The following is a 23,928-nucleotide window of genomic DNA, read 5'->3' on the forward strand; positions in this document are numbered from 1 at the left end:
CTCCTCCTTAAGCGCTACGCTGACGTAACGCAAGTTGCACATTCGCCAGCAGCAGCAGCGCTACCACCAGCGTCGAAAGCGTCACGCCCAGCGGGATGACAGCGGCGGCATCACGGCTGTGAATAAACGCATTGACGATAGCGATCACAATCGCCACCAGCCAGAGCCAGAAATGACTCTTTTCCGCACTGTCACTGCCGCGGAACAGATAAACCAGCGCGATGAGTCGCGGCACAATCGCCAGTATCAGTCCCAGCGCAATCAGCCAGCCTGCGGCATCCGTCCAGAACAGCACAAAGGTCTGGCTATAGAGAATATCGAACAGCCAGGCTGCGACAAAAAAGCCCAGCGGCACCGGCTCCAGCAGAGCGTACAGCGTCACGGCAAAGGCCGATCTTCCCAGGGTATTGCGCATGTTTCTCTCCATTTTTAACGTGAATGCGGACCGCGTCAGACGTCGCGCTGCTCAGAGCAACTGACTCCGCGCCTGTAAAAGATTAGTAAATCTGAAGAGAAACAGAGGGTTTATTCAGGAGGAATTGCAAATCAGGCGGATGACGTCCCTGTCATCGCCGGTCAGTCAGGGTTTATCAGCGGGTAAAGTGACCCAGTATCCTGGCTGATAAGGCAGCGGCAGGAACTTCTCGTGGAACGTGCGGAAGGTGGCGTCCGGATCCAGATCGGCAAACAGATCGGGATGCAGCCATTTCGCCAGCGCCTGGATAGCCACAAACTGGTAAGGGCTGTCGTAGAACTGATGCCAGATGGCGTGGACATTGCCGTTGTGCGCCACCGGCAGGGTTTTAAAAGCATCGCGCATCATCAGCCCCTTAAGACGCGCGGTAGCCTCGGTGACATTGGCACCCGGACCGACGCCGACCCATTTTCCCACGGTATTGTAATTCTTCCAGTTAGCGCCGGTCACTACCACCACATCCGGCTGGCTGGCGATAATCTGTTCCGGGTTAACGGTGCCGAAGGTGCCAGGGATAAGATCTTTAGCGATGTTACGACCGCCCGCAATCTCAACCATCTGACCAAAGTTTTCATTGCCAAACGACATGCAGCACTCGTCGCTGTAGCCGCCTGCACGGTCAATCATCACTTTCGGGCGGTAGCCGGTAAAGTTCTTCAGACGCGAGGTGACAAGGTCAATCTGCTGCTGGCGGAAGGTGATAATTTCCTGGGCACGCGCCGGTTTGTTCACCAGTTCGCCCATGATGCGGATACTTTTCTCCGCATTCACCATCGGCGCTTCGCGGAAATCGATAAACACCACCGGCACGCCTACTGCCTGCAGTTTTTCAATCAGCTTGCCTTCATCGGTGGCGGCTTTGGATTCCAGATTCATCAGCACCAGATCGGGCTTCAGGGTTAACGCCTGCTCGACGTTGAAAGTGCCATCTTTCGCCCCGCCAAAGGTCGGTAATTTTTTAATTTCCGGATAGCGTTTTTCGTAAGCCTGATAACCGTCCCAGTCCGCTTTCGGGAAGTCGTCACGCCAGCCAATCACCCGTTTAAATGGGGCATCAGTATCAAATGCCGCCAGCAGATACATCTGACGGCCCTCACCCAGAATGATGCGTTTTGCCTCCTGCGGCACCTCGACCTGACGGCCTGCGACATCGGTAATCAATTTGGCCGAAGCCGTCCCTGCCAGCGTGAGCAGCCCCAGCGCTAAAAACCATTTTTTCATTGTAAAAACCCGCACAAATGATAATGAGAATTATTAATGTAAAGCGGCGTTACTATCACCTAAAACAGTGGTCAGGGGAAGTCATCCGGTTAAATGTTTTTTGCTGCAGGGTTAACTGGCGGAGTTGCACTCAAAGTGATCCCTTGAGAGGAAAAAGCGCAGCGTGTCGCTGCTCACAAAACGGTCGGCTTTCGTGAATATGTTCACAACACCCTGGGCAGTTGCACACATATTAGCCATTAATCGTATCGTTTTGGCTAATGCGTTAATGAATTGTGAAGGCTAGATTGAAAATGAAACAGCGTTTTAATAATTCATCAGGACAGACTGCCACAGGAGCTTAACCGTGAAGATCAGCGCCATTGATGTCACCCTTTTTACCTATCCCACCCAACGCTGCGCCGACAGCGCCGGACACTCCCACCCTGGCCCGGAAAATGATGCGCAGATGGCGCTACTGACCCTGACCAGCGAGGAAGGCGACTGTGGTTACGCCTTTGCGCCGCCGGAAGTGGTGCGATCCCATGTGGTTAATGCCTTTTTCCGCAAAGTGCTGATCGGTCAGAACGCCTTTGACCGGGAGCGTCTCTGGCAGGATCTGGTGCACTGGCAGCGCGGCAGCGCCCATCAGCTCACCGAGCGGGCGCTCTCCGCTGTGGAGCAGGCATTGTGGGATCTGATTGGACGGAAGCTGAAACAGCCTGTCCACAAACTGCTGGGCGGCTATCGCGAGAAGATCCCGGCTTACGGCAGCACCATGTGTGGTGACGAGCTGAGCGGTGGATTATCAACGCCGGATGAGTATGCGCAGTTCGCGGAAAAGCTGGTGGCGCGCGGGTATCAGGCGATCAAGCTGCACACCTGGATGCCGCCGGTCTCCTTCGCACCCAGCCCGGCGATGGATATCAAAGCCTGCGCGGCGGTGCGTGAAGCGGTGGGCCCCGATATCGCGCTGATGCTGGATGGCTATCACTGGTACAGCCGCAGTGACGCGCTGACCATCGGCAAGGCGCTGGAAAAGCTTAATTTCGCCTGGTTCGAGGAGCCGATGGAGGAAGAGAGCATGGCCTCTTACGCCTGGCTGGCCGAAAACCTCTCTATCGACGTGCTTGGTCCGGAGAGCCTGGGCGGTAAACATCACAGCCGCGCCGACTGGGTGCGTGCCGGAGCCTGCGACATTCTGCGAGCCGGTGCCAATGGCGTAGGCGGCATCTCGCCCACCCTGAAAGTGGCGAATCTGGCTGAAGCCTTTGGCATGGATTGCGAAGTGCACGGCAACGGTGCGGCCAGCCTGGCGGTGGTCGGGGCGATCCGTAACTGCCGCTGGTATGAGCGCGGCCTGCTGCATCCCTTCCTGGATTATGAAACACCGCCCGCCTACCTCAACAGCCTGATCGACCCGATGGACGATCAGGGATTTGTCACCCTGCCCACCCGCAGCGGGCTGGGGGAGGATATTAACTTCAGCTGGATTGAGACGCACACGCTGAACCGCTGGTAAATCGCACTACCGAAGTACGGCAAACAATAATAACCCCGTCGCCCGCCTGCTGCCTGCCATCCCGGTGGCCAGCAGCAGGCAGAGTCGTAAACGGGAAAACCTCTGACCTGCTGGACTTTACCTATGACCCTGACACAACGATGTGGCGCGTGGCTGATCACGCTGCTGGTGCTGACGGGCAGCGCGTCAATCCAGGCAAAGACCCCGGATGACCAGCTGATCGTCGGCATGAATATGAATAACCTGCTCACCCTGGATCCGGCCGCTATGACCGGCAACGAAGTGGTCGGCATTGTCGTAAATCTCTATGACGGACTGGTCGAGCTGAACCCGCAGCAACTCACCGAGGTGCGCCCGGCGCTGGCGGAACGCTGGTCAGTCAGCCCGGATAACCGCACCCTGACTTTTCACCTGCGCGACAACGTCAGGTTTCACTCCGGCAATCCGCTGACCAGCGCCGATGCGGTCTGGTCGATGCGGCGGGTGCTGCATCTGAACCTGGCGCAGGCGTCGGTGTGGAAATCGTACGGCTTCAGCCGCGACAACGTTGACCAGATGATTACCGCACCCGACGACCGCACGCTGGTGATCACCCTGCCCAGACCTAACGATCCGCAACTGGTGATCTACTCGCTGGCGGCGCTGGGCAGCATGGTGGTGCTGGACAGCAAAACCGTGCAGCAGCATGAGGTGGATGGCGACTGGGGCAACCGCTGGCTCACCACCCATGAAGCGGGCTCCGGCCCGTTCCGGCTGGATGTATGGCAGGCAAAAGATGTGCTGCGCATGAGTCGTGCGACCGATTACTGGCGCGGCGAGGCGAAGATGTCGCGGGTGGTGTTCCGCCATCTGCAGGAGTCGCAGACCCTGCGGCTGATGATGGAGAAAGGCGATCTGGATATCGCCAGTAACATGGCGATCCCCGACGTGCGCGCCCTGCGGCACGACCCCGACCTCACCATTGATGCGGTAAGAAAAGGAACGATCTACTACCTGGCGATGAGCATGAAAGATCCGCACTTCGACAATATCAAAGTGCGGGAGGCGGTACGCTACCTGGTCGATTATCAGGGCATCAATAAAAGTCTGATGACCGGCTATGGCGAGCTGCATCAGCGCCCGATTCAGGCTGGCATGCCCGCCACGCTGCCCGATCCCGGTTACCGGCTCGATGTGCCGCGCGCCCGCGCACTGCTGGCTGAAGCGGGTTATCCGGACGGCTTCGACACCACGCTGCGGGTGCTGGCCGATCAGCCCTTTCTGAACATCGCCATCGCCGTGCAGTCGACGCTGCTCCAGGGCGGGATCCGCGCAAAAATCATCACCGGCACCGGTAACCAGATCTATGGCGCGATGCGCGACCGCCAGTTCAGTCTGCTGGTCGGACGCGGCGGCAGCGGCGTGGAGCCGCATCCCCACTCCAGCCTGCGCGCGCTGGTCTATAACCCGAATAATGCTGACAGCGCCCGGCTGACCAACTTCCAGGGCTGGCGCACCGGTTTCTATGACGCGCAGCTCAACAGCATGATCGATCAGGCGCTGGTGGAGCGCGACAAAACCCGCCAGCAGCAGGCCTATTACGCCATCCAGCAGCGCTATGACCAGCTGGTACCTGCACTGATGCCGATTTCACAAATGCTCGACTCCGTGGTGGTCAGCAACCGAGTGCAGGCTTATCAGCCGCATCCCTCAGCGACCACCTTCCTCCGCGATGTCTGGAAAACCCCTGAAGCCAAAGCGGGAGGCACCCTATGATCCTGACCCTGACCCGAACTCAGTGCCGCCGCATCAGCCATCGCGCGGTGCAGGTAGTGATTACCCTGTTCGGCCTGCTGCTACTGACCTTTTTTATTGGCCGGGTAATGCCGCTGGATCCGGTGCTGGCGATTGTCGGCCCTGACGCCGATCAGGCCACCTATCAGCAGGTTTATCACCAGCTCGGCTTTGATAAACCGCTGTGGGTGCAGTTTGGCATCTACCTTAACGCGCTGCTGCATGGCGATCTCGGCCATGCGCTGCTCACCGGTCAGCCGGTGGTGCATGACATTGTGCGCGTCTTTCCGGCAACCGTAGAGCTGGCCACGCTGGCGATTGTGATTGGCGCAGGACTGGGCGTGCCGCTGGGTGTGCTGGCGGCGGCGCGTCGCAACAGCGTCATCGACTATGTGGTGCGGATGCTCAGCCTGGCCGGTTACTCCACCCCAATCTTCTGGGTCGGCATGATTGGCCTGCTGCTGTTCTATGCCCATCTCGGCTGGGTCGGCGGCGCAGGTCGGGTGGACTTCAGTCTGGATGGCATCGTGCCGCGTCGCACCGGCTTTATGCTGATTGACGCTCTGCTGGCGGGCAACAGCCAGGTATTCTGGAATGCGCTGAATCATCTGGTGCTGCCCGCCTCGCTGCTCGGCTTTCACTCCATGGCCTATATCAGCCGCATGACGCGCAGCTTTATGCTCGCGCAGCTGTCGCAGGAGTTCATTCTGACCGCGCGGGTCAAAGGCCTGACTGAATGGCAGGTGATCTGGCAGCACGCCTTCCGCAATATCCTGGTGCAGCTGCTGACCGTGGTGGCGCTGGCCTATGGCTCGCTGCTGGAGGGCGCGGTGCTGATTGAAACCGTCTTCTCCTGGCCCGGCTTTGGTTCCTACCTCACCGGCAGCCTGATGCTGGGCGATATGAATGCGGTGATGGGCTGTGTGCTGGTGGTGGGCCTGATTTTTGTGCTGCTTAACCTGATCTCCGACCTGCTCTATCAGGTGTTCGATCCGAGGACCAAAGTATGACGATCTCTTTTGACGCTGCGTCTGTGAGTCATTCCCGTGAGCGGCTGGTGCGCTGTCAGCGTTTTGCTGCCCGCTGCGGCTATTTCCTCTGGCGCATGGCCTGTAATCCCCTGACCGCGATTGGTGGTGGCATTGTGCTGGTGCTCTGCATCGTGGCGCTGTTCGCGCCCTGGATCGCGCCGTATCACCCGCTGGTTCAGGATCTGAACAATGCGCTGACGGCTCCCGGCGCGGCCCACTGGTTCGGCACCGACGAGTTTGGCCGGGATATCTTCAGTCGTCTGGTGTGGGGCGCACGCATCACGCTCTACATCGTGCTGCTGGTATCGGTCACCGTCGGGCCGCTGGGCCTGCTGCTGGGCGTCACCGCCGGTTATTTTGGCGGCAAAGTCGACGGCGTGCTGATGCGCGTCACCGATATCTTTATCTCCTTCCCGAGCCTGGTACTGGCGCTGGCCTTTGTTGCCGCGCTGGGGCCGGGTCTGGAGCATGTGGTGATCGCGATTACACTCACTGCCTGGCCACCCATAGCCCGTCTGGCCCGCGCTGAAACGCTGTCGCTGCGTCAGGCGGACTTTATCTCGGCGGTGCGCTTACAGGGCGCGTCGCCGCTGCGGGTGCTCTGGAAGCACATTATTCCCCTCTGCCTGCCGTCGGTGATTATCCGCATCACCATGAACATGGCGGGCATTATCCTCACCGCCGCCGGGCTGGGGTTTCTCGGGCTGGGCGCGCAGCCGCCGGATCCGGAATGGGGCGCGATGATCGCCAGTGGCCGCACCTACATGCTGGAGTGCTGGTGGGTGGTGACCGTTCCCGGTCTGGCGATCCTGATTAATAGCCTGGCATTTAACTTCTTAGGAGATGGCCTACGTGACCTGCTCGATCCTCGCAGTGAGTAACGCCTCGCCGTTGCTCGACGTGCGCGATTTGCACGTGAACTTTGTTAACGGACGCCAGATAACCCCGGCGGTGCGTGGCGTCTCCTTTCAGCTCGGTCAGGAGAAGCTGGCGATTGTCGGTGAGTCCGGCTCCGGTAAATCGACCGTGGGTCGCGCCCTGCTGCAGCTGCATCCGGCTAAGGCGCGCATTGAGGCGAGCCGGATGCAGTTTGGCGATATCGACCTGCTGCACGCCAGCCCGGCAGAGATGCGCGCCATTCGTGGCAAACGCATCTCGATGATTATGCAGGACCCAAAATATTCACTGAATCCAGTGATCCGGGTGGGCGAACAGATTGCCGAAGCCTGGCGCAGTCACCATCGCGGCCAGAAATCTGCGGCACGTCAGCGGGCGATGGCGATGCTGGAGGAAGTGCAAATCCGCGATCCTGAACGGGTATATCAGCTCTATCCCCATGAGATTTCCGGCGGCCAGGGGCAGCGCGTCATGATCGCCATGATGCTGATCACCGAGCCGGAACTGGTGATTGCCGATGAGCCCACCTCTGCGCTGGATGTCTCGGTTCGCCTGCAGGTGCTGGCGCTGCTGGATGATCTGGTGAAAGCGCGCGGTCTGGGACTGATTTTTATCAGTCACGATATCAATCTGGTGCGCAGCTTCTGCGATCGGGTGCTGGTGATGTATGCCGGACGCGTGGTGGAGTCGCTGGCCGCCAGCGAACTTGACCGCGCGCAGCATCCCTACACCCAGGGACTGCTGGCAGCACTGCCCGACCTTGATCGGCGGCGCACCCGTCTGCCGGTGTTACAACGTCACGCCAGCTGGCTAACTGACTAAGGAGTTACGATGATTGAGGTGAAAAATCTCAACCTGAGTTTTGGTGAAGAGGGTCGCCGTAAACAGGTGCTGTTCGACGTCAGCCTGCAGGTTAAACAGGGTGAAATCTTCGGGCTGGTCGGTGAGTCAGGCTCGGGTAAAACCACGGTGCTGAAGTGTCTGGCGGGCCTGTTTAATCACTGGCAGGGAGAGCTGACCATTGATGGCCAGCCGCTGGCGCACCGCATCGATCGGGCGCGCTGCCGTCAGGTGCAGATGGTGTTTCAGGACCCTTATGGCTCCCTGCATCCGCGTCATACGCTGGGCGATATCCTTGAAGAGCCATTACAGATTCAGGGTATCGGGCAGCGCCAGCAGCGCGTCGTGGCGATGCTGGATAAGGTCGGGCTGAATCGCGCCTGGCAGACGCGTTATCCGCACCAGCTTTCCGGTGGTCAGCGTCAGCGCGTGGCGATTGCCCGTGCGCTGATTTTAGAGCCGCGCGTGCTGCTGCTGGATGAGCCGACCTCCGCACTGGATGTTTCGGTGCAGGCGGAGATCCTCAATCTGCTCAGCGATCTGCAGCAGCAGGAGAACCTGACCTATCTGATGGTGACACACGATCTCGGCGTGGTGGCGCACCTCTGCCATCGCGTGGCGGTTATGCAACAGGGCAAGGTGCTGGAGACGCTGGATGTGCCGACGCTGGTGGCCGACCGCGCCGCGATGCCCTACACCCGGATGCTGGTGGAGGCGAGTCGCCATTACAATCCGACGCTGGCGCAGCAGAGCTGACGTTCAGCTGATGTCGGGAAAGAGAGAATAAAAAAAGGCCGGTCAGACCGGCCTTATGACCCCGGATGCGTTAGTGGGTCAGCTGACGCACAAAAGCGACGATTTCCTGATTTTTGCCATGCTCAAACAGACACTGCTGGAAACGTGGGCCACTAACGGCAGTACGCACCAGTTCAGGGTCGATGGCGCGCAGCGTGTCGAGGTAGTTCTCTTTGATCACGGCAGCTTTGACCTGATTCAGCAGACCGGCATTACGCACCTGCGGCTCTTTACGCTCTGGCGGATAGCCATTGCCCTTCTCGCCGGTGAAGGCTTTTTCAAAGATAAAGCGCAGGTTAAGTTCAGCGCCCCAGCCAAAGCCTTTGGCGAACGGCAGAGATAAGGCATTACCGTTGTTGATCTGGGCAAACAGGTAGGCATCCGCCGGATCGATACAGTAGCCGCAGACGACGCCCGGGTGAATGTTAAGCGACATCAGCGCGCCCTGCCCGGTGCCGCAACCCGCGACCACGAAATCCACGGCCTGGCTGTTGAGCAACACGCTGGCCTGAATGCCGAGGTGAATATAGGTCAGGTGGTGATCCTGCTCATCGCTCATACCGACGTTGAAGACCTGATGGCCCAGTGGCTGTGCGACGCCTTCCAGTTCTTTCAGCACGGTAACGTTTTTAGCGGCCTGGCTGTTTTCCATCATTAACGCGATTTTCATGATCTACCCTTATAAATTAATTGAAACACCGTTTCATTTTAGTGAAAAACCACTAAAGTGCATAAACTAATTCACCCGAGTGCTGTGAGATCCATCACAAAACGGTCACCGCAGCAGGGGCAACCGCAGGAGGATTGCGATGTTTATCTACCATAAAGAGCGACCACTGGAAGATCTGGGCAACGGCGTGACCCGCCGCGTGCTGGCGTACGGCGGCACCATGATGGCGGTAGAAGTGATTTTTGAGAAAGAGGCTGTCGGCCCGCTGCATCACCATCCCCACGAGCAGCTGACCTATGTGCTGAGCGGACGTTTTGCCTTCACCATCAATGGTGAAACGCGTGAGGTGGGCGCAGGAGATACGCTCTATAAAGCGCCCAATGTGGTTCATGGCTGTGTCTGTCTTGAGGCGGGCACATTACTGGATACGTTTACACCGCAGCGCGAAGATTTCCTGACCGCTAAATAGTGCATGCGGCCCGGTGGGCCGCCTGTTGACCTGACGCAGGACTGACCTGGTTTTTCCCGTCTCCGCATCCTGCCTCAGGCCCGCAGAATTTTTCTGAAATTCCTTCTCCCGCTAACTTAATGATTAGCTGACATTTACGCCGCAACCGCGCTGCGCTTAGCTTCGTCCTGAAAATCAATCGGGCAGATTCCTGTACAAATTCCGGATCGTTGTATAAGTTTAATAGCAATCGCCGAACATTTTTTAACCCGAAACAGGACAATATTATGCCAATGCAAAACACCCTCACGTTGCCGGTGAATCACAGTGGCCCGGTCAAAAATGAGTTTAGTTCATCCTTTGCCGTGTCTGAACAGGACAAACTCAACTTTCTGATCGAAGAGTTACTGGAAGCGGGCAAGGAAAAAAGCTGTATGGAACTGCTGCGCCATCTGGCATCCGCAGACAGTGCAGAAGAAGAGGCATGCTGCCGCGAACTGCTGACGTTGCTGATGGCACAAAAATGAAGTCAGTTGCCAGCTGTTCAGCGCCAATTCCCCCCTTTCTGAAAGCGTATCTGATATTGCACTCAACGCCTGACCGCACTTCCCCGTTCAGGCGTGTCAACATGCCCAGCGAAAGCCGCGGTTTTTTCTGAATGCAGTAACGCCCGCAGCAGCAGAGACTGTTACGCGCGGTAAACCGGGTTTTACTCACCAGCAACTTTTTGCCTCTCATTGCTTATATCTCCCCTGTTTTGTTAGCCTGAATCCCGCTTCGGCGAGACCTGCTTTACTTTCCCTTCTCGTAATGCGCGCGGTTCACTATCAGGCTGACACAGGAGTGATATGACCATGACTTTTGCCCCCGCCACGCTGCATCTGCTGTGTGGAAAAATTGCCTCCGGGAAATCGACGCTGGCGGCGGAGCTGAGCGCCGCCCCCGGTTGCGTGGTGATCAGCGAGGATCAGTGGCTCGCCGCGCTTTATCAGGACGAGATGCAGTCGGTGGCCGATTACGTGCGCTATGCGGCAAAACTCAGAAAGGCGATGACGCCTCATCTGGTCGCGCTGCTTAACGCAGGGGTGTCGGTGGTGCTCGATTTTCCTGCCAACACCCGGGCGAATCGCGACTGGATGATGTCGGTGATTAAGGCAACCTCTGCCGACCATCGTCTGCATTATCTGGACGTACCGGATGCGCTGTGTAAATCGCGCCTGCACGCCCGAAATCAGGGCGGCGAACACGCCTTTGCCGCAACGGACGAGCAGTTCGCGCTGATTACCCGCTATTTCGAAGCGCCGCAGGAGGAAGAAGGCTTTAACCTGGTGCGCCACGGTTAATGCCTTCTGGCGCGGGATCTTAAGAGAGGTCGAGTGCCGCGAGCACGTCAGCAATCTGCTGGCAGTGCGCATCGGAGAGCGGCAGCAGCGGGCGCGGCAGGCAGTCGCGTTCGGTGAGTCCCAGCAGCCCCGCCGCAGCGCTGATCACCCGGAAACTGCCGCCATGCTGGCGGAACAGCGCCCATAACGGCTGCAGGCGATCGGACTGCGCCCTGACGCTCTGATGGTCGCCTGCGGCCGCCGCTTCGGTCATCGCTTTTGCAACGCGCGGAAACAGTCCGCCGCACACCGAATACCAGCCATCACAGCCCGCAATCAGCCCGTTGGCGGCAGAAGCATCGCCGCTGACGCCAATCGACACGGAATCTGGCAGCGTGCCGCGCAGCTGAGCGAGGCGATCGTTAGCCGCAGATTGCTCCGCCGGTACCCCAGGAATTTTCACTGACCCGACACCGGAAAGTGCGGCGATCCGGCTCAGCAGCGCATCGGAAAACGTAAAATGGGTGGTGCCGGGATTGTCATAGATACAGACTGGCACCGAGGCGTGTCGCGTTACGGTCTCGAAAAGCGTGAACACCTCATCTTCATTCAACGTCTGATAACCCAGCGGCGGCAGCAATAACGCGGCCGCGCCCGCCTGTTGCGCGTCCTCCGCCAGCGCCAGCACCTCGTCAGTGCCCACCGCACCAATGCAGATCATCACCGGAATCGACTCTGCATGTTCCACCGCCAGTTCTGCGATACGCCTGCGCTGCGCGCGGGTGAGATAGGCGTAGCTGCCGGTGGACCCCAGCACGCCAAGGGAATCGACTTTTGCATCAATCAGCCTGCGCAGCAGCCGCAAAAAAGCCGCCTCATCGGGCTTGCCTGCCGCAAAGGGAGTAAGGGGGAACGCACTGAGTCCGCTGAACATATCATCTGCTCCATTACAAGATTGCACCGGCTGGAGGTCGCCCCTGCAGCCATATTTCGTTACCGGACGAAGCATCAACCCGCCCCGCCCGCTATTTTTGCGCTATCACCCAAAGGAGGATAGCGATGATTGCCGTACTATTTGAAGCCGAAGCCCGACCCGAACACCAGATGCGTTACCTGCAACTGGCTGCCGACCTTAAACCGCTGCTGATGCAAAACAGCGGGTTTATCTCTCTTGAGCGCTTTCAAAGCCTGACCGATGAGAAAAAAATTCTCTCGCTCTCCTGGTGGCGCGATGAAGAATCGGTGCTGGCCTGGAAGCGCAACCTCTGTCACCAGGCCGCACAGCGTGAAGGCCGCGAGACCCTTTTTGCCGGTTACCGTCTTCGCATCGTCACGCTGATCAGAGAATATGCCTCACAACAGGGAGTAAATTAACATGTTCGATATTCATGTCATCCTGCAAAATAGTCCAGGCACACTTTCCCGGCTCACCACGCTGCTGGGCCGTCATGGGATTGGCCTGGAAGGCGGCGGCCTGTTCTCCTTTGGTGAACAGAGCCACGCTCATTTTCTGGTTGAGGAAGGCGAACGGGCGCGGGCCGTGCTTGAAGCAGAAGGTATCGCCGTCGAGGCAGTTAACGTCCCGCTTATTCGCAGGTTACCGCAACAGCGTCCCGGCGAGCTGGGGGCGATCACTGCACGCCTTGCCGATGCCGGAATCAACATCCTGGTGCAATACAGCGATCACGCTAACCAGCTGATCCTGATCACCGATAACAATCGATCAGCCGCCGGGCTGACCACAGAATGGGCACTGTAATCTGATGGCAACTCCACAACCGCATAACGCACCTGACGATAGCGAAGCACTTGAGAATGCGATTGTGGGCGTCGCCGCCGCAATGGCCGATCCGTCACGGGTGAAGATGCTGTCCGCGCTGATGGATGGACGCGCCTGGACCGCCACCGAACTCAGTGCCGTCACCGACGTGGCGCCCTCAACCGCCAGCGCCCATCTGAACCGGTTGATCACCAGCGGCTTGATCGTCTGCGTGGCGCAGGGGCGTCACCGTTATTACCGACTGACCGGCAGTGACATCGCTACGCTGATTGAGAACATGATGGGCGTGTCCTGGCGACGGATTGCCGCGCCGGCGAGCACCACCCCAACATCGCTTCGCACCGCCCGCACCTGTTACGACCATCTGGCCGGTGAGATTGCGGTGCAGATCTATGCCGCAATGGCGCAACAGGGCTGGATCACGCCGGAAGGCAGCGCTGTCACCCTGTTGGGTCTGCAGCAGTTTGCGGCGTTGCAGATTGATCTGTCACAGCCCGGACGCCGCAGAGCCTGCTGTGGCTGTCTCGACTGGAGTGAGCGCCGGTTCCATCTCGGCGGCTACGCGGGTGCAGCGCTGCTGAGTGCCTTTGAAACGCAGGGCTGGCTAACCCGGCAGCCTGGCTACCGTGAAGTGGTGTTTACCGTAGCGGGCGTCCGACATTTACATCAGGTTTTTGGCATAACCTTTCCCTGACGCCTTGCTGCCTGCGTTCTGAACCCTTTTTGCCGCCAGACTCTGCGCTGATGGCCTCAGACAAGCCAGATTCCCCCTATTCGCCTGCAACACGCTTATGAAATCTGTCACATTTTCGCAAACTCCTCTCAGACTCACTAACAGGCACAAAAAAACCATCCCGTCATTTAACCTATTGAATGCGAAACACTTTAAGTGATAACGCGTGGCAATCATGCGGCTGGCACATTAATCGATGCCCTTTTTGCACTTATTTAGCGCCGGGCGCTGATCCACTCTTCAGTGACAGGCGCGGCAAAAAGCGTCAAAACTTACTGGAGTTACTGATGCAGACAACCTCACCCATGACTCACCGCGCCAGGATTGGCGCAATATTCCGTGTTACCTCAGGCAACTTTCTCGAACAGTTCGACTTCTTCCTGTTCGGTTTCTATGCCACCTATATCGCCCATACCTTTTTCCCGGCCAGCAGTGAGTTCGCCTCACTGATGATGACCTTTGCCGTATTTGGCGCAGGCTTCCTGATGCGCCCGATTGGCGCGGTAGTGCTGGGGGCGTACATCGATAAGGTCGGTCGTCGTAAAGGGCTGATCGTCACGCTCTCCATCATGGCGGCGGGCACCTTTATGATCGTGCTGATCCCCTCTTACCAGAGTATTGGCCTGTGGGCGCCGCTGCTGGTGCTGATCGGTCGGCTGCTGCAGGGCTTCTCCGCCGGTGCAGAGCTGGGCGGCGTGTCGGTCTATCTGGCAGAGATCGCCACACCAGGCCGCAAGGGCTTCTACACCAGCTGGCAGTCGGGCAGTCAGCAGGTCGCGATTATGGTGGCGGCGGCGATGGGCTTTATCCTCAACGCGGTGCTGGAAGAGAGTGCCATCCGTGAATGGGGCTGGCGGATTCCGTTCCTGTTTGGCTGCCTGATCGTGCCGTTTATCTTCCTGCTGCGTCGCAAGCTGGAAGAGACCCAGGAGTTCAACAACCGTCGCAGCCATCCCGATGTGAAGCAGGTGTTCCGCATCCTGCTCGCCAACTGGCAGGTGGTGATTGCCGGGATGCTGATGGTAGCAATGACCACGACAGCGTTTTACCTGATTACGGTTTACGCGCCGACCTTTGGCAAGAAAGTGCTGCTGCTCAGCGCCTCTGACAGCCTGCTGGTGACGTTGCTGGTGGCGGTATCGAACTTTATCTGGCTGCCGATTGGCGGTGCGATCTCCGACCGCTTTGGTCGCAAGCCTGTGCTGGTCGCCATGACCCTGCTGGCGATCGTCACCACCTATCCGGCTCTGAGCATGCTGGCCGCCGCACCGGGCTTCTCGATGATGCTGGGCGTGCTGCTGTGGCTTTCAATGATCTATGGTCTCTACAACGGCGCGATGATCCCGGCGCTGACCGAAATCATGCCAGCGGAAGTGCGCGTGGCGGGCTTCTCGCTGGCCTATAGCCTGGCAACTGCGCTGTTTGGCGGGTTTACGCCGGTGATGTCAACCGGCCTGATTGAGATGACCGGCGATAAAGCCTCGCCAGGCTACTGGATGAGTTTTGCCGCAGTCTGCGCCCTGGGGGCAACACTTTATCTCTATCGTCGTACACGCAGTGCCGTATCACCTGCCCATGAAACCGTTAGCTGAGGAACGTAAAATGAAACTGAAAACGATGTCGCTGTACGCTGCTCTGCTGTTCAGCGTGGCGGGCAGCACCACGGCGCAGGCAAAAGAGCTGACGGTGATGATCTCCGGCGGGTTTAAAGCCGCGTGGGATACGCTCTCGCCCCGCTTCGCCCAGCGTGAAGGGATCACTATCAACACCGTCGCCGGTCCGTCTATGGGCAAAACCCCGCAGGCCATTCCGGCCCGACTGGCGCGCGGTGAACCGGCCGATGTGGTGATTATGGTCGGCGATGCGCTAAGCGATCTGCAAAAACAGGGCGAGACGCTGCCGGGTTCACGGGTTGAGCTGGCGGACTCCCGCATCGGCGCGGTGATCAGACAGGGTGCCACGCCGGTTAAGATCGGCAGCGAAAGCGCGCTGCGTACTGCTCTGCTGAACGCCAGCTCCATCGCCTACTCTGACAGCGCCAGCGGTAAGTATGTCAGCAGCCAGCTGTTCAGCCGCCTGGGCATTGAGGATCAGGTTAAGGGGAAAGCGGTGAAGGTTGAGCGCATCCCGGTGGCCTCAGAGGTCGCGGCCGGTAAATACGCTATCGGCTTTCAGCAGGTCAGTGAGCTGCTGCCGGTGCCGGGCGTTACTTTTATTGGTGAACTGCCGGACAAGCTGCAATACACCACCCGCTTCGCCGGAGCCGTGGTGCGCAAGTCAGCGCAGCCGGATGAGGCGGCTAAGCTGCTGCGCTGGCTCGCCTCTTCTGAAGCACAACAGGCGGTGCACGCCAGCGGACTGCACACCGTGAAAGCGTCAAAACCGGTCAGAGACGCTGATACTGTTCAATAATCAGGTTCTCCAGTTCGCCCGCAATGTGCGACAGCGTCCGGCCATTTTTACGTAGCAGACCCACGGTGCGTTTCACCTGCGGATCGGTCAATGGAACCGCCATCAGCAGGGCGTGATCGTAGCCAGGCATCGACATGGCGGGGACGGCAGCAATGCCCAGCCCCGCCTCAACCATCCCCAGCATGGTGGTGACGTGCCGGGTTTCACAGATACAGGGTTTCTCCGGCATGATCGCCTGCAGCGCCTGATCCAGCAGGTTGCGATTGCCGGAGGTTTTATCCAGCCCGACCCATTCATACTGATAAAACGCCTGCCAGCTCAGACTCTTTTTGCCGGCTACAGGATGGTCACGCCGACAGGCCGCCACGTAGGGATCATCCATCAGCGGCTGGAAATGCACATCCGGCTGCGAGCGGCTGGAAAAACTGATGCCAAAGTCGGCCTGACCGCCAATCACCGCGTCATAAACGTTAGCCGCACTGCTGTCGATCAGTTTGACTCGTACGCGGGGATAGCGCGCCTGAAACAGCCGGATAATGTTGGGCATAAAGTAGTAGGCGGCTGACGGCACGCAGGCCACGGTAATCAGTCCCGTGCGGGCTAAGCTCACCTCACTGAGATCGGCCATGACCTCCTCAAAATCAGCCAGCAACTTATCCGAGCGCTGAGCAAACGCATGCCCCTTCAGCGTCAGCGTGACGCGGCGCGTGGTACGCTCAAACAGTTTGATCCCCAGCGAGGTTTCCAGCTTATCTATCCGGCGGCTCAGCGCCGACTGTGAGAGACAGATCGATTCTGCCGCCAGGCGAAAATTGCCAAACTCCACCAGCGCGCGAAACGCATAGAGATCGTTGAGATCGAAATTAACCGGCATAAATCCCTCTTCCCTTAAACCGCATCATGCTTGTCATCATTTTCGTCACCTTCCGTAAGGGTAAAATCGGTAACAAATCTGCTGAGCAGTTGCTCCAGCGCCTCGCGATCGCTGTCCGGCCAGTGCCGGAAAACACGCTGATAGACCTGCACGCGCTGCGCATCGATTTTATCGGTCATCGCCCGGCCATCTGCGGTAATGGCTGCCTCGTTAATCCTTTTGTCCTGCTGATTTTTCTGCCGCACGACCAGCCCGGTTTCCTCCAGTTTCGCCACCTGACGGCTGACCGTGCTGTAGTCACGCCCCACCCGATCGGCCAGTTCGCCTACGCCGATCGGCCCGAACCGGCTGACCTGAACCAGCAGCGGAAACAGCGCCCGATCCAGTTCAATACCCGCCGCTTTAATCATCGCCATATCGCGCTGGGGGCGGTTAAGCGCGCCTGCAATCGTCAGCAGACAATTATGCAGCGCATCGTATTTATGTGTATTTTGCACACTTTTCATTGACGCCATCCTGAGGCAGGAATAATGTGTGTACTTTACACCTAATAACTCCCAGACAGAAGGCAGACCAACCATGAAAGCAGCGATAATCGATCAGGCAGGCGCAAAACCTCACTACGGTGACAGACCGGAACCCCAGGCCGGTGAGCATCAGCAGCGGATCACCGTCAGAGCCGCAGCACTCAGCCAGCTGGCGAAAGCCCGGGCGGCGGGCAACCACTACAGCGCCGTTTCGCAATTCCCGTTTATTCCGGGCATTGACGGAACGGGCTACCTCGACAACGGCGAGGCTGTCTACTTTCTGGCTTTTGACTCCGCCTCGGGCAGTATGGCCGAGCGGACGGTGGTCAGTAGAGAACACATCATCCCACTGCCTTCTGGCCTTGATCCGGTGCTGGCAGCAGCTCTCGCGAATCCGGGCATGTCCTCCTGGACAGCGCTGACCCGTCGGGCCGCACTTCGCCCCGGCGAGACCGTGCTGATCAATGGCGCGACCGGCACTTCGGGTCGCCTGGCGATCCGCATTGCCCGCGCGCTGGGTGCAGGCAAAATCATTGTCACCGGCCGTAACAGAGAAACGCTGCAGCAGTTGCACAATGAGGGTGCTGATATCACTCTGACGCTGGATGCGCTGCCCACCGAACTCCCCGCCCTGATGGCAGAGGGCGTTGATGTAGTACTGGATTATCTGTGGGGTGAGAGCGCACTGGCAATCATGACTGCGGCGGTTCGGGGTGGCGAAAAAATCGTGCGCTTTGTGCAGATTGGTTCGCTGAGCGGGCAGGAGATTTCCCTGCACAGTAAGCTGCTGCGCTCATCCGGGCTAACACTGATGGGAAGCGGGCTGGGCAGTGTGCCAGACCGTGAACTGATCGCCTCAATAGGGGAAATGCTGCAGGCCGCCGGACCGCACGGTTTTACCATTCCTTTCCGGTCGCGTCCATTAAGTGATATCGCGGAGGAATGGCAGAGCGACGACAGCCGTTGCCGGACGGTATTTACCCTTCCGTGACCGTCTGCTCCACCTCATGCAGAAATCGACCAGGATAATCGGGTTGGATGGCGTGCTGGCTGCTGTAACGCCCAAACAGCTTATAGCGGTTTAACGCGATACGGTCGTAGGCAAAATTACTGATCGCGTCGGGAAAGTGGCGCAGCACCGCCAGCCCGCGCCACGGGGCCGGCAGGTGCTGCATCACGCGAAACACCGCCTGCGCCCGCAGCCAGTGCTGATTACCGTCAATGTAAACAATGGTACTGATGTTCTCTTCCGGCATGCCGGCCCAGCGCAGCAGCGCTTTGCCCTGCTCGCTCTGCACCGAGGCAAAACGGACCTGCCGCGCCAGATGGCGACGCAGCAGGAACTGAACCCAGCCGTTGCACAGCTTACAGACGCCGTCGTAGAGCACGGCGCTTTCACCGGTTTGCAGATAAGGGGGCGACGACATCCTGCAACTCCTCACTCCTCTGATGATGAACTGAAGTGTAGCGGGTTCTGGTCAGTTGCTGCTGCAGCCAGTGAATGACGGCAGCGTGATCCTGAACGCAGGCATCAACCTCATACACCTGGCCCAGCGCCATCGGAGTGGCCTGTTGTGCCAGCTGGCGCAGCTCCGGCAAATACTCCGCACCCGGATGGCCCGGCAGCCGCTGTGACAGCCGCGCCTGATAGCGCGCCACCGCCGCTTCCGGTTCAATCTTGAGCCATAGCTCCAGCGCCTCTTCCACGCCCGCCTGTTTCAGTCCCTGCTCCAGCAGCGTACGGGGCTGGAACCCAAACCAGGCGTCGATCAGCCAGATCTGACTGGCGGGAGCCTGCGCGACGATGTTCCAGATCGCCTGATAGGCCGCGCAGCCCAGTTGCCGGTTACGCTGGCGATCGACCGGCGCAAAAGCGTGCATAAAGGGTTCTTTCAGGCTATCGAGCGTCAGCACCGGCCAGCCAAACTGTTGTGACAGCGCGTGCGTCAGGGTGCTTTTACCCGAAGCCGGAATGCCATTAACCAGCACCACGCGTTTTAACGGTGTTTTTAGCGTCATAAAATATCAATGACCTCCGCGATGCTGCTGGCCTGACGTAACCGGACCAGCGTTTCCTCATCTTCCAGCAGCGACACAATCGCGCGGATCCCCTCTTCTATATGGGCATTGCTGTCACGCGCGCCAAACATGATGACAATGTCCGCTTTGTCACTGCCCTCAAACGAGATCGGCTCATTTAACACAATCATACTGAAACAGTCGCGGATCACCCCCGCGTCCGGTCGCGCATGGGGAATGGCGATCCCCTCCTCAAACACGTAGTAAGCGCCATGGGCCAGCGTATTGGCGATGACCGCATCAGGATAAGAGGCATCGAGATAGCCGCCACTGACCAGGGGTTCGGCAGCCAGCGCGATAACCTGACGCCAGTCCGTGGCGTCGATACCAATCTGAATAGCGTTTGCCTCTTGCAATAACTGCTTAATCGTCATCAGCTCTCCTTAAATCGACTGGCGAACCACATTGCGTAATTCATCGATTTTGACAAACAGCGCATCAATTTCATTGCGATAGCGACGGCTTTTCGCAAATAAGCTTAATGCCCGGTTATATTCCAGCATTAATTGTTTTTGCGTTTCGCCATCACGCGGATTAATAGCCAGCTGCTGCTCCAGTTGCGTTATTTTCTCGCGACTTAATTCCGCCAGATGATCCTGCTGCTGCTCGCTGGGTTGTTCCACAGCCGGAGACTTTTTTAAGAATCCAAACATAGGCTCTCCTGCCCCGTAGCATGTCGGGGTGGCTCAGATTAATAGGTAATTATAAAAGGTTTGACGCAATAAGCCGGTGATGGCGAAACGGGCGATTACCGGAATAACTGCATCTTCTCTACCAGCACACTGGTTACCGCATCATTGGCCGGCACCAGGAAATTACGCACGCTGTCATTGACCTTGCCTTTTTCAAAGGTCGATTTGCACTGCGCTACCCACTGAACATTCATTTCGGTGCCGACATTGACCTTCTCAATACCGCTGCTGACCGCCAGCCGCATATCTTCATCGCTGACGCCGGTGCCGCCGTGCAGCACCAGTGGCGTGTGGGTTGCCGCCGTGATATCTGCCAGCCGCTGATGCTGAATATGCGCTTTACCGGTGTAAAGTCCATGCACGGTGCCGATGGAGATCGCCAGCATATCGACGCCGGTCTCTTCGACAAAACGGCGCGCATCTTCCACCGGCGTAAACGCAATCGCCTCCATCTCCACACATTTACCATCTTCCGAGCCGCCAATCGCGCCCAGCTCCGCTTCTACCGAAACATTGTGCGGACGCGCCATATCGATCACCCGGCGGGTATTGGCAATATTCTCCTCAATTGACAGATGGGACCCGTCATACATCACGGAACTGAATCCGGCATCAATCGCTGTCTGAATCGCCGCTAAATCGGAACAGTGATCGAGATGCAGACAGGTCGGGACATTTTTGCTCTCTGACAGCGATTTAATGGCATCGACCAGTAATTTATGGCCGAGATATTTCGCCGTGCCGGTGGAGATCTGAATCATTAACGGACTATTGGTTTTCTCTGCCGCTCTAAAATAGGCGGGCAGCATCTCCAGGCAGTGAAGATTAAAAGAACCCACCGCTTTAAAGTCGCGCTGTTTAGCCAGCTGTAACAGATCGGCGAAGTTATAAAGTTTCATGGATTTTTTCCTCTTGAGGTTTTGTGGATTTGCCATTAACAAACCAGGCAAGCGCGGTAACAAAGGCAATAAACAGAGCAACGAACAGCCAGTTATTCTGGAAGGCGTGGCCGAGCACCAGGCCGGTACTGATGACATCTGAGTCACTGAAGGTCACACCGGTGAAGCCATAGCTCTCCAGCATCGGCACCAGGATGGCGGGCAGAATGGTGATAAAGAGGCCGTGGACGAAGCCGCCGATCATCGCGCCGCGCCGTCCGCCCATGGCATTACCAAATACCCCGGCGGTGCCACCGGCAAAGAAGTTGGTCAGCAGGCCAGGCAGGATCATCGCCAGACCAAACATCGGGAAGACGAGCATGCCAACAATTGAGCCGAGCGTGGTGGCGAGAAAGCCAACAATCACCGCGTTCGGGGCATAGGGAAACATAACCGGGCAGTCCAGCGCCGGTTTGGCATCCGGCACGACACGCATGGCGATACCGCGGAAGGCAGGCACCAGCTCGTTCAGCAATAGACGAACGCCGCTGTAGAGCACAAAGACTCCGGCCACGAACTGAATCGACTGCATAAAGGCGTACATCAGGTAGTTCATGCCGTTGCTGTACTGGGCGATAAACGCCGGACCGGCCGCCACGGCGGGGATCAGGTACATCGGCACCATCACCAGCGCCATCGACAGATAGGTATCCTGCAGAAACTTGAAGTTATCGGGCAGCTTCAGATCTTCAGTGGATCGCGATCCTTTGCCGACCACTTTGGCGACCGCCGCAGTGACCAGATAACCAATGGTGCAGAAGTGACCCAGGGCAACGTCGTCCGAATCGGTAATACGTCGTACCACCGGCTGCGCCAGCGCAGGCATCACCACGGCCATGACCCCGCCAAAGATACCGCCGGTCAGGATCAGCGGCAGACCGGTCAGCCCCGCTTTGTAGCCAATCACCGCGCCAATCGTCGCCATCCACAGCAGGGCCTGGCCGGTGAGGAAGATGTACTTAAAGGGCGTCAGTCGCGCGATGATGATATTGACGATAAAGATCACCAGCAGCGTCAGTGCCACTTCAGACCCCAGCTCACGGTTAGCCAGCCCGGCAATGGCGGCAACATCGGTGATATAGCCGCGCATGCCAAAGCCGTGGGTAAAAATGGTATTGAGGAACGTCAGGGTTCCCACAATAATATTGATACCCGCCATCATAATTAAAAAGCCGAGCAGGGTTTTAAAGGTGCCTTCCACCACCTTGCCTGCGGATTTCTTTTGCAGCAGCAGACCGATCAGGGCAATAAAGGCGATCAGAATAGACGCCTGCCCCAGCAGATCTTTTACCAGGAAGTCGATCACACTATTCATGGGCGGCGACCTTTACGTTGCGTTCTTTTAAAAAGGCCAGGATCTTCTGCTCTATTTCCGCTTTATCGGTGAGCCGGTTAAGAATAATGACCCGCTTAATCTGTTCCGGACTGGCGTCGGCATTTAACACATCGGCAAAGGCTTTTTGCGTCAGAATCATGTCCGACTTAAAGGCATTCGCTTCTGAAATGGTGGTGTGATCGATATCGGCCTCAATCTCCAGTTTTTTTAAAACCGCTTTTGCGCTCATCTCAATCGCAAAACTGGATCCTAAGCCACAACCACAGACACATAATATTTTCAGCATGGTTTTCTCCTCACAATATATTGAGTTGTTTAGCGAGTTTATAATGGTGCCCGTCAATATCGACCAGGCGTTTTTGCATGCTTATTAAATCAATCGGAATCGGTTTATTGCTGCCATTAATAATGACCGCTTTATTCCGCATGCCTGACTGAATACAACGCACCACTTCACTGGCCATAATGGTGCCCTGATAAATCTCTTCGCAGGTGGGATCACCATTCCGCAGCCCGTAACCGAGGATAGTTTTACGGACGCGTACGCCAATAAGCGGCTCAAGCTGTTTGATTAAGGTGTCGATAGCCCCCTGAAAACCGGGCGAATATTCGCGGGTGTAGCCTTCTGAACAGAGAATGATCACGCTGTTCTGTTCTGCCAGCCGCCGGGTGATGCGCTGCGCCAGCTGTGGCAAAGGAATCTGGCACTCCGGGATCAGCGCAATGTCCGCATTGGATTTAATCGCCGACTGCAGGGTTAATTCGCCGCAGTAGCCGCCGAGTAACTCCAGCATAAATACCCGGCCAGGTAAGGCGCGCCCGGTATTCCGCAGTTTCGCGACCTCTTTTAATACCTGCTCGCAGGCGGTGGAAAAACCCAGGGTGTAATCACTGCCGAAGACATCATTATCGATGGTCATGCCGACGCCGAAACAATTAACGCCAGACTCCGACAGGGTATGGAGAAATTGCAGCGACCCGTCACCGCCCGCCATAATTAATACGTCAATACGGGCGCTTTTCAGCTGGCGGGCAATACATTCATATTCGCTGCGCACCAGTTTCTTTTGCGTGCGTCCCGATTGCATAACCGGAATTGAGGCGATGGAAAAGTCGAGCAGATCACGCTGGCTGATATCACGATGGTTATTTGCCAGCAGGCCGGGAATGCCACCATCAAATATCACGATCTCCGCCTGCGTCAGACGCCCTAACTGGAAGACAAAATTATTAATGCCGGTTACATCACCGCCACTGATCACCATTCCAATTCGCATTTCCCTCACCTCGCTGTCTTAATCTGCTGAGGGCCATTCTTCCGGTTCGTGGGGTTGCTATTTGCAGAGGAGATCACAGTTACGAGCGGTATTTTTTGGGCGGGGTTATTGACAGGGGTGTCTGAACGGCGGTTTATGAGATCAAAATCACACTATTCGCGGGAAGGCCGATTAGAGTGAAACGATATAAATCAATAAGTTAGTTCAGAAGGCATCTGAATTTTATTTCGCCACACAGCGGCACTGAGTGGCTTATTCCGTGCTGTTGCAAATTTGTGACTTTCGCCTCATTTTTCCCGGTTCCGGG

General features: G+C 57.5%; 29 protein-coding genes. 15 read left to right on the forward strand and 14 right to left on the reverse strand.

Translation table 11 applies throughout. The features are described from left to right. Window positions 1-7: 7 nt before the first annotated feature. Together ACX8ZY_RS10375 and ACX8ZY_RS10380 are read right to left on the reverse strand one after the other, a co-directional pair. Window positions 8-415 carry a DUF2231 domain-containing protein gene (locus tag ACX8ZY_RS10375; RefSeq protein ID WP_010244987.1) on the reverse strand — a complete coding sequence of 136 codons (408 nt, stop codon included), beginning with the start codon at window positions 413-415 and terminating at the stop codon, window positions 8-10. A 165-nt stretch (window positions 416-580) separates the two neighbouring features. Continuing rightward, window positions 581-1,696 (reverse strand): ABC transporter substrate-binding protein, encoded by a 1,116-nt coding sequence (locus tag ACX8ZY_RS10380; protein ID WP_010670131.1) that lies wholly within the window; start codon window positions 1,694-1,696, stop codon window positions 581-583. 346 nt (window positions 1,697-2,042) lie between these two features. On the opposite strand from ACX8ZY_RS10380, the gene ACX8ZY_RS10385 reads away from it, so the two are divergent. The 6 genes from ACX8ZY_RS10385 to ACX8ZY_RS10410 all read left to right on the forward strand — a co-directional run bounded on the left by ACX8ZY_RS10385 (window position 2,043) and on the right by ACX8ZY_RS10410 (window position 8,494). Further along, window positions 2,043-3,197 carry a mandelate racemase family protein gene (locus ACX8ZY_RS10385; protein WP_010244993.1) on the forward strand — a complete coding sequence of 385 codons (1,155 nt, stop codon included), beginning with the start codon at window positions 2,043-2,045 and terminating at the stop codon, window positions 3,195-3,197. A gap of 123 nt (window positions 3,198-3,320) precedes the next feature. Continuing rightward, the gene (locus ACX8ZY_RS10390; protein ID WP_033787890.1) at window positions 3,321-4,952 is read left to right on the forward strand and encodes an ABC transporter substrate-binding protein; all 1,632 of its coding nucleotides are present in this window, start codon (window positions 3,321-3,323) and stop codon (window positions 4,950-4,952) included. Beyond that, the gene (locus ACX8ZY_RS10395) at window positions 4,949-5,980 is read left to right on the forward strand and encodes an ABC transporter permease (protein WP_010245000.1); all 1,032 of its coding nucleotides are present in this window, start codon (window positions 4,949-4,951) and stop codon (window positions 5,978-5,980) included. Before ACX8ZY_RS10390 ends, ACX8ZY_RS10395 begins: the two co-directional genes overlap by 4 nt. Then, window positions 5,977-6,882 carry an ABC transporter permease gene (locus tag ACX8ZY_RS10400; RefSeq protein WP_033787892.1) on the forward strand — a complete coding sequence of 302 codons (906 nt, stop codon included), beginning with the start codon at window positions 5,977-5,979 and terminating at the stop codon, window positions 6,880-6,882. The genes ACX8ZY_RS10395 and ACX8ZY_RS10400 overlap by 4 nt, the downstream gene beginning before the upstream one ends. Further along, window positions 6,854-7,720 carry an ABC transporter ATP-binding protein gene (locus ACX8ZY_RS10405; protein WP_421665376.1) on the forward strand — a complete coding sequence of 289 codons (867 nt, stop codon included), beginning with the start codon at window positions 6,854-6,856 and terminating at the stop codon, window positions 7,718-7,720. Before ACX8ZY_RS10400 ends, ACX8ZY_RS10405 begins: the two co-directional genes overlap by 29 nt. A 9-nt stretch (window positions 7,721-7,729) precedes the next feature. Next, the gene (locus ACX8ZY_RS10410) at window positions 7,730-8,494 is read left to right on the forward strand and encodes an ABC transporter ATP-binding protein (RefSeq protein WP_421664939.1); all 765 of its coding nucleotides are present in this window, start codon (window positions 7,730-7,732) and stop codon (window positions 8,492-8,494) included. A gap of 70 nt (window positions 8,495-8,564) precedes the next feature. Here the strand turns inward: ACX8ZY_RS10410 and ACX8ZY_RS10415 are convergent, their stop codons facing one another. Continuing rightward, a complete protein-coding gene (locus ACX8ZY_RS10415; RefSeq protein ID WP_003853539.1) occupies window positions 8,565-9,203 on the reverse strand; it encodes an RpiB/LacA/LacB family sugar-phosphate isomerase in 639 nt (212 codons plus the stop codon). A gap of 139 nt (window positions 9,204-9,342) precedes the next feature. Between ACX8ZY_RS10415 and ACX8ZY_RS10420 the strand changes: the two genes are divergently transcribed. The 3 genes from ACX8ZY_RS10420 (at window position 9,343) to ACX8ZY_RS10430 (ending at window position 10,994) form a co-directional block, all read left to right on the forward strand. Continuing rightward, the gene (locus tag ACX8ZY_RS10420) at window positions 9,343-9,672 is read left to right on the forward strand and encodes a cupin domain-containing protein (protein WP_010245017.1); all 330 of its coding nucleotides are present in this window, start codon (window positions 9,343-9,345) and stop codon (window positions 9,670-9,672) included. Between the two features lie 266 nt (window positions 9,673-9,938). Further along, complete coding sequence (locus ACX8ZY_RS10425) at window positions 9,939-10,178, forward strand: hypothetical protein (RefSeq protein WP_010245020.1); 240 nt, start codon at window positions 9,939-9,941, stop codon at window positions 10,176-10,178. A gap of 321 nt (window positions 10,179-10,499) precedes the next feature. Next, window positions 10,500-10,994, forward strand: coding sequence for an AAA family ATPase (locus tag ACX8ZY_RS10430; RefSeq protein ID WP_022625673.1), 495 nt, complete (start codon window positions 10,500-10,502; stop codon window positions 10,992-10,994). Between the two features lie 19 nt (window positions 10,995-11,013). Here the strand turns inward: ACX8ZY_RS10430 and ACX8ZY_RS10435 are convergent, their stop codons facing one another. Beyond that, on the reverse strand, window positions 11,014-11,907 hold the full coding sequence (locus ACX8ZY_RS10435) for a dihydrodipicolinate synthase family protein (protein ID WP_182504744.1): 894 nt from the start codon (window positions 11,905-11,907) through the stop codon (window positions 11,014-11,016). Window positions 11,908-12,032: 125 nt separating this feature from the next. Here ACX8ZY_RS10435 and ACX8ZY_RS10440 point away from each other — a divergent pair, with 125 nt between their 5' ends. The 5 genes from ACX8ZY_RS10440 (at window position 12,033) to ACX8ZY_RS10460 (ending at window position 15,898) form a co-directional block, all read left to right on the forward strand. Continuing rightward, window positions 12,033-12,347 (forward strand): antibiotic biosynthesis monooxygenase family protein, encoded by a 315-nt coding sequence (locus ACX8ZY_RS10440; RefSeq protein WP_010245030.1) that lies wholly within the window; start codon window positions 12,033-12,035, stop codon window positions 12,345-12,347. 1 nt (window position 12,348) lies between these two features. Continuing rightward, complete coding sequence (locus ACX8ZY_RS10445) at window positions 12,349-12,732, forward strand: amino acid-binding protein (RefSeq protein WP_010245033.1); 384 nt, start codon at window positions 12,349-12,351, stop codon at window positions 12,730-12,732. Window positions 12,733-12,736: 4 nt separating this feature from the next. Further along, window positions 12,737-13,447 (forward strand): ArsR/SmtB family transcription factor, encoded by a 711-nt coding sequence (locus ACX8ZY_RS10450; RefSeq protein WP_158131709.1) that lies wholly within the window; start codon window positions 12,737-12,739, stop codon window positions 13,445-13,447. A 323-nt stretch (window positions 13,448-13,770) separates the two neighbouring features. After that, complete coding sequence (gene tcuC, locus ACX8ZY_RS10455; protein ID WP_122458509.1) at window positions 13,771-15,078, forward strand: MFS transporter; 1,308 nt, start codon at window positions 13,771-13,773, stop codon at window positions 15,076-15,078. 10 nt (window positions 15,079-15,088) lie between these two features. Further along, window positions 15,089-15,898 (forward strand): molybdate ABC transporter substrate-binding protein, encoded by an 810-nt coding sequence (locus ACX8ZY_RS10460; RefSeq protein WP_158131710.1) that lies wholly within the window; start codon window positions 15,089-15,091, stop codon window positions 15,896-15,898. Here the strand turns inward: ACX8ZY_RS10460 and psrA are convergent. Next, complete coding sequence (psrA, locus tag ACX8ZY_RS10465; protein WP_033767197.1) at window positions 15,873-16,772, reverse strand: L-proline-binding transcription factor PsrA; 900 nt, start codon at window positions 16,770-16,772, stop codon at window positions 15,873-15,875. The genes ACX8ZY_RS10460 and psrA overlap by 26 nt on opposite strands. A gap of 14 nt (window positions 16,773-16,786) precedes the next feature. After that, window positions 16,787-17,278 carry a MarR family winged helix-turn-helix transcriptional regulator gene (locus ACX8ZY_RS10470; RefSeq protein WP_010670119.1) on the reverse strand — a complete coding sequence of 164 codons (492 nt, stop codon included), beginning with the start codon at window positions 17,276-17,278 and terminating at the stop codon, window positions 16,787-16,789. A gap of 73 nt (window positions 17,279-17,351) precedes the next feature. Here ACX8ZY_RS10470 and ACX8ZY_RS10475 point away from each other — a divergent pair, with 73 nt between their 5' ends. Further along, the gene (locus ACX8ZY_RS10475; RefSeq protein WP_033779210.1) at window positions 17,352-18,290 is read left to right on the forward strand and encodes a quinone oxidoreductase family protein; all 939 of its coding nucleotides are present in this window, start codon (window positions 17,352-17,354) and stop codon (window positions 18,288-18,290) included. Here ACX8ZY_RS10475 and ACX8ZY_RS10480 read toward each other — a convergent pair. The 8 genes from ACX8ZY_RS10480 to ACX8ZY_RS10515 form a co-directional block, all read right to left on the reverse strand. Continuing rightward, complete coding sequence (locus ACX8ZY_RS10480; protein WP_459259841.1) at window positions 18,277-18,726, reverse strand: thiol-disulfide oxidoreductase DCC family protein; 450 nt, start codon at window positions 18,724-18,726, stop codon at window positions 18,277-18,279. The genes ACX8ZY_RS10475 and ACX8ZY_RS10480 overlap by 14 nt on opposite strands. Beyond that, window positions 18,695-19,318: an AAA family ATPase gene (locus ACX8ZY_RS10485; RefSeq protein WP_323170145.1), complete on the reverse strand. Its 624-nt coding sequence runs from the start codon at window positions 19,316-19,318 to the stop codon at window positions 18,695-18,697. Before ACX8ZY_RS10485 ends, ACX8ZY_RS10480 begins: the two co-directional genes overlap by 32 nt. Beyond that, on the reverse strand, window positions 19,315-19,752 hold the full coding sequence (locus ACX8ZY_RS10490; protein WP_250488557.1) for a PTS sugar transporter subunit IIA: 438 nt from the start codon (window positions 19,750-19,752) through the stop codon (window positions 19,315-19,317). The genes ACX8ZY_RS10485 and ACX8ZY_RS10490 overlap by 4 nt, the downstream gene beginning before the upstream one ends. 9 nt (window positions 19,753-19,761) lie before the next feature. Further along, entirely contained in the window at window positions 19,762-20,031 is a 270-nt protein-coding gene (locus tag ACX8ZY_RS10495) for a hypothetical protein (RefSeq protein ID WP_010245053.1), read from the reverse strand. A gap of 95 nt (window positions 20,032-20,126) precedes the next feature. Next, the gene (locus ACX8ZY_RS10500; RefSeq protein ID WP_459259844.1) at window positions 20,127-20,969 is read right to left on the reverse strand and encodes a class II fructose-bisphosphate aldolase; all 843 of its coding nucleotides are present in this window, start codon (window positions 20,967-20,969) and stop codon (window positions 20,127-20,129) included. Next, window positions 20,956-22,323 carry a PTS sugar transporter subunit IIC gene (locus ACX8ZY_RS10505; RefSeq protein ID WP_050679525.1) on the reverse strand — a complete coding sequence of 456 codons (1,368 nt, stop codon included), beginning with the start codon at window positions 22,321-22,323 and terminating at the stop codon, window positions 20,956-20,958. Before ACX8ZY_RS10505 ends, ACX8ZY_RS10500 begins: the two co-directional genes overlap by 14 nt. After that, complete coding sequence (locus ACX8ZY_RS10510) at window positions 22,316-22,630, reverse strand: PTS sugar transporter subunit IIB (protein WP_010245062.1); 315 nt, start codon at window positions 22,628-22,630, stop codon at window positions 22,316-22,318. The genes ACX8ZY_RS10505 and ACX8ZY_RS10510 overlap by 8 nt, the downstream gene beginning before the upstream one ends. Before the next feature lie 10 nt (window positions 22,631-22,640). Then, on the reverse strand, window positions 22,641-23,621 hold the full coding sequence (locus ACX8ZY_RS10515) for a 6-phosphofructokinase (RefSeq protein WP_033767187.1): 981 nt from the start codon (window positions 23,619-23,621) through the stop codon (window positions 22,641-22,643). Window positions 23,622-23,928: the final 307 nt, after the last annotated feature.

The sequence above is a fragment of the Pantoea sp. XAF26B01_ASV70 genome, assembly GCF_054512635.1.

What these genes read in the sequence shown, in the direction of transcription:
- ACX8ZY_RS10445 (WP_010245033.1), top strand. Translation starts at nt 12,349, where the DNA reads ATGTTCGATATTCATGTCATCCTGCAAAATAGTCCAGGCACACTTTCC.
- ACX8ZY_RS10380 (WP_010670131.1), bottom strand. Translation starts at nt 1,696, where the DNA reads ATGAAAAAATGGTTTTTAGCGCTGGGGCTGCTCACGCTGGCAGGGACG.
- ACX8ZY_RS10395 (WP_010245000.1), top strand. Translation starts at nt 4,949, where the DNA reads ATGATCCTGACCCTGACCCGAACTCAGTGCCGCCGCATCAGCCATCGC.
- ACX8ZY_RS10450 (WP_158131709.1), top strand. Translation starts at nt 12,737, where the DNA reads ATGGCAACTCCACAACCGCATAACGCACCTGACGATAGCGAAGCACTT.
- ACX8ZY_RS10495 (WP_010245053.1), bottom strand. Translation starts at nt 20,031, where the DNA reads ATGTTTGGATTCTTAAAAAAGTCTCCGGCTGTGGAACAACCCAGCGAG.
- ACX8ZY_RS10430 (WP_022625673.1), top strand. Translation starts at nt 10,500, where the DNA reads ATGACCATGACTTTTGCCCCCGCCACGCTGCATCTGCTGTGTGGAAAA.
- ACX8ZY_RS10415 (WP_003853539.1), bottom strand. Translation starts at nt 9,203, where the DNA reads ATGAAAATCGCGTTAATGATGGAAAACAGCCAGGCCGCTAAAAACGTT.
- ACX8ZY_RS10490 (WP_250488557.1), bottom strand. Translation starts at nt 19,752, where the DNA reads ATGACGATTAAGCAGTTATTGCAAGAGGCAAACGCTATTCAGATTGGT.
- ACX8ZY_RS10410 (WP_421664939.1), top strand. Translation starts at nt 7,730, where the DNA reads ATGATTGAGGTGAAAAATCTCAACCTGAGTTTTGGTGAAGAGGGTCGC.
- ACX8ZY_RS10390 (WP_033787890.1), top strand. Translation starts at nt 3,321, where the DNA reads ATGACCCTGACACAACGATGTGGCGCGTGGCTGATCACGCTGCTGGTG.
- ACX8ZY_RS10480 (WP_459259841.1), bottom strand. Translation starts at nt 18,726, where the DNA reads ATGTCGTCGCCCCCTTATCTGCAAACCGGTGAAAGCGCCGTGCTCTAC.
- ACX8ZY_RS10510 (WP_010245062.1), bottom strand. Translation starts at nt 22,630, where the DNA reads ATGCTGAAAATATTATGTGTCTGTGGTTGTGGCTTAGGATCCAGTTTT.
- ACX8ZY_RS10500 (WP_459259844.1), bottom strand. Translation starts at nt 20,969, where the DNA reads ATGAAACTTTATAACTTCGCCGATCTGTTACAGCTGGCTAAACAGCGC.
- ACX8ZY_RS10400 (WP_033787892.1), top strand. Translation starts at nt 5,977, where the DNA reads ATGACGATCTCTTTTGACGCTGCGTCTGTGAGTCATTCCCGTGAGCGG.
- ACX8ZY_RS10375 (WP_010244987.1), bottom strand. Translation starts at nt 415, where the DNA reads ATGCGCAATACCCTGGGAAGATCGGCCTTTGCCGTGACGCTGTACGCT.
- psrA (WP_033767197.1), bottom strand. Translation starts at nt 16,772, where the DNA reads ATGCCGGTTAATTTCGATCTCAACGATCTCTATGCGTTTCGCGCGCTG.
- ACX8ZY_RS10485 (WP_323170145.1), bottom strand. Translation starts at nt 19,318, where the DNA reads ATGACGCTAAAAACACCGTTAAAACGCGTGGTGCTGGTTAATGGCATT.
- ACX8ZY_RS10425 (WP_010245020.1), top strand. Translation starts at nt 9,939, where the DNA reads ATGCCAATGCAAAACACCCTCACGTTGCCGGTGAATCACAGTGGCCCG.
- ACX8ZY_RS10505 (WP_050679525.1), bottom strand. Translation starts at nt 22,323, where the DNA reads ATGAATAGTGTGATCGACTTCCTGGTAAAAGATCTGCTGGGGCAGGCG.
- ACX8ZY_RS10440 (WP_010245030.1), top strand. Translation starts at nt 12,033, where the DNA reads ATGATTGCCGTACTATTTGAAGCCGAAGCCCGACCCGAACACCAGATG.
- ACX8ZY_RS10515 (WP_033767187.1), bottom strand. Translation starts at nt 23,621, where the DNA reads ATGCGAATTGGAATGGTGATCAGTGGCGGTGATGTAACCGGCATTAAT.
- ACX8ZY_RS10470 (WP_010670119.1), bottom strand. Translation starts at nt 17,278, where the DNA reads ATGAAAAGTGTGCAAAATACACATAAATACGATGCGCTGCATAATTGT.
- ACX8ZY_RS10475 (WP_033779210.1), top strand. Translation starts at nt 17,352, where the DNA reads ATGAAAGCAGCGATAATCGATCAGGCAGGCGCAAAACCTCACTACGGT.
- ACX8ZY_RS10435 (WP_182504744.1), bottom strand. Translation starts at nt 11,907, where the DNA reads ATGTTCAGCGGACTCAGTGCGTTCCCCCTTACTCCCTTTGCGGCAGGC.
- ACX8ZY_RS10460 (WP_158131710.1), top strand. Translation starts at nt 15,089, where the DNA reads ATGAAACTGAAAACGATGTCGCTGTACGCTGCTCTGCTGTTCAGCGTG.
- ACX8ZY_RS10420 (WP_010245017.1), top strand. Translation starts at nt 9,343, where the DNA reads ATGTTTATCTACCATAAAGAGCGACCACTGGAAGATCTGGGCAACGGC.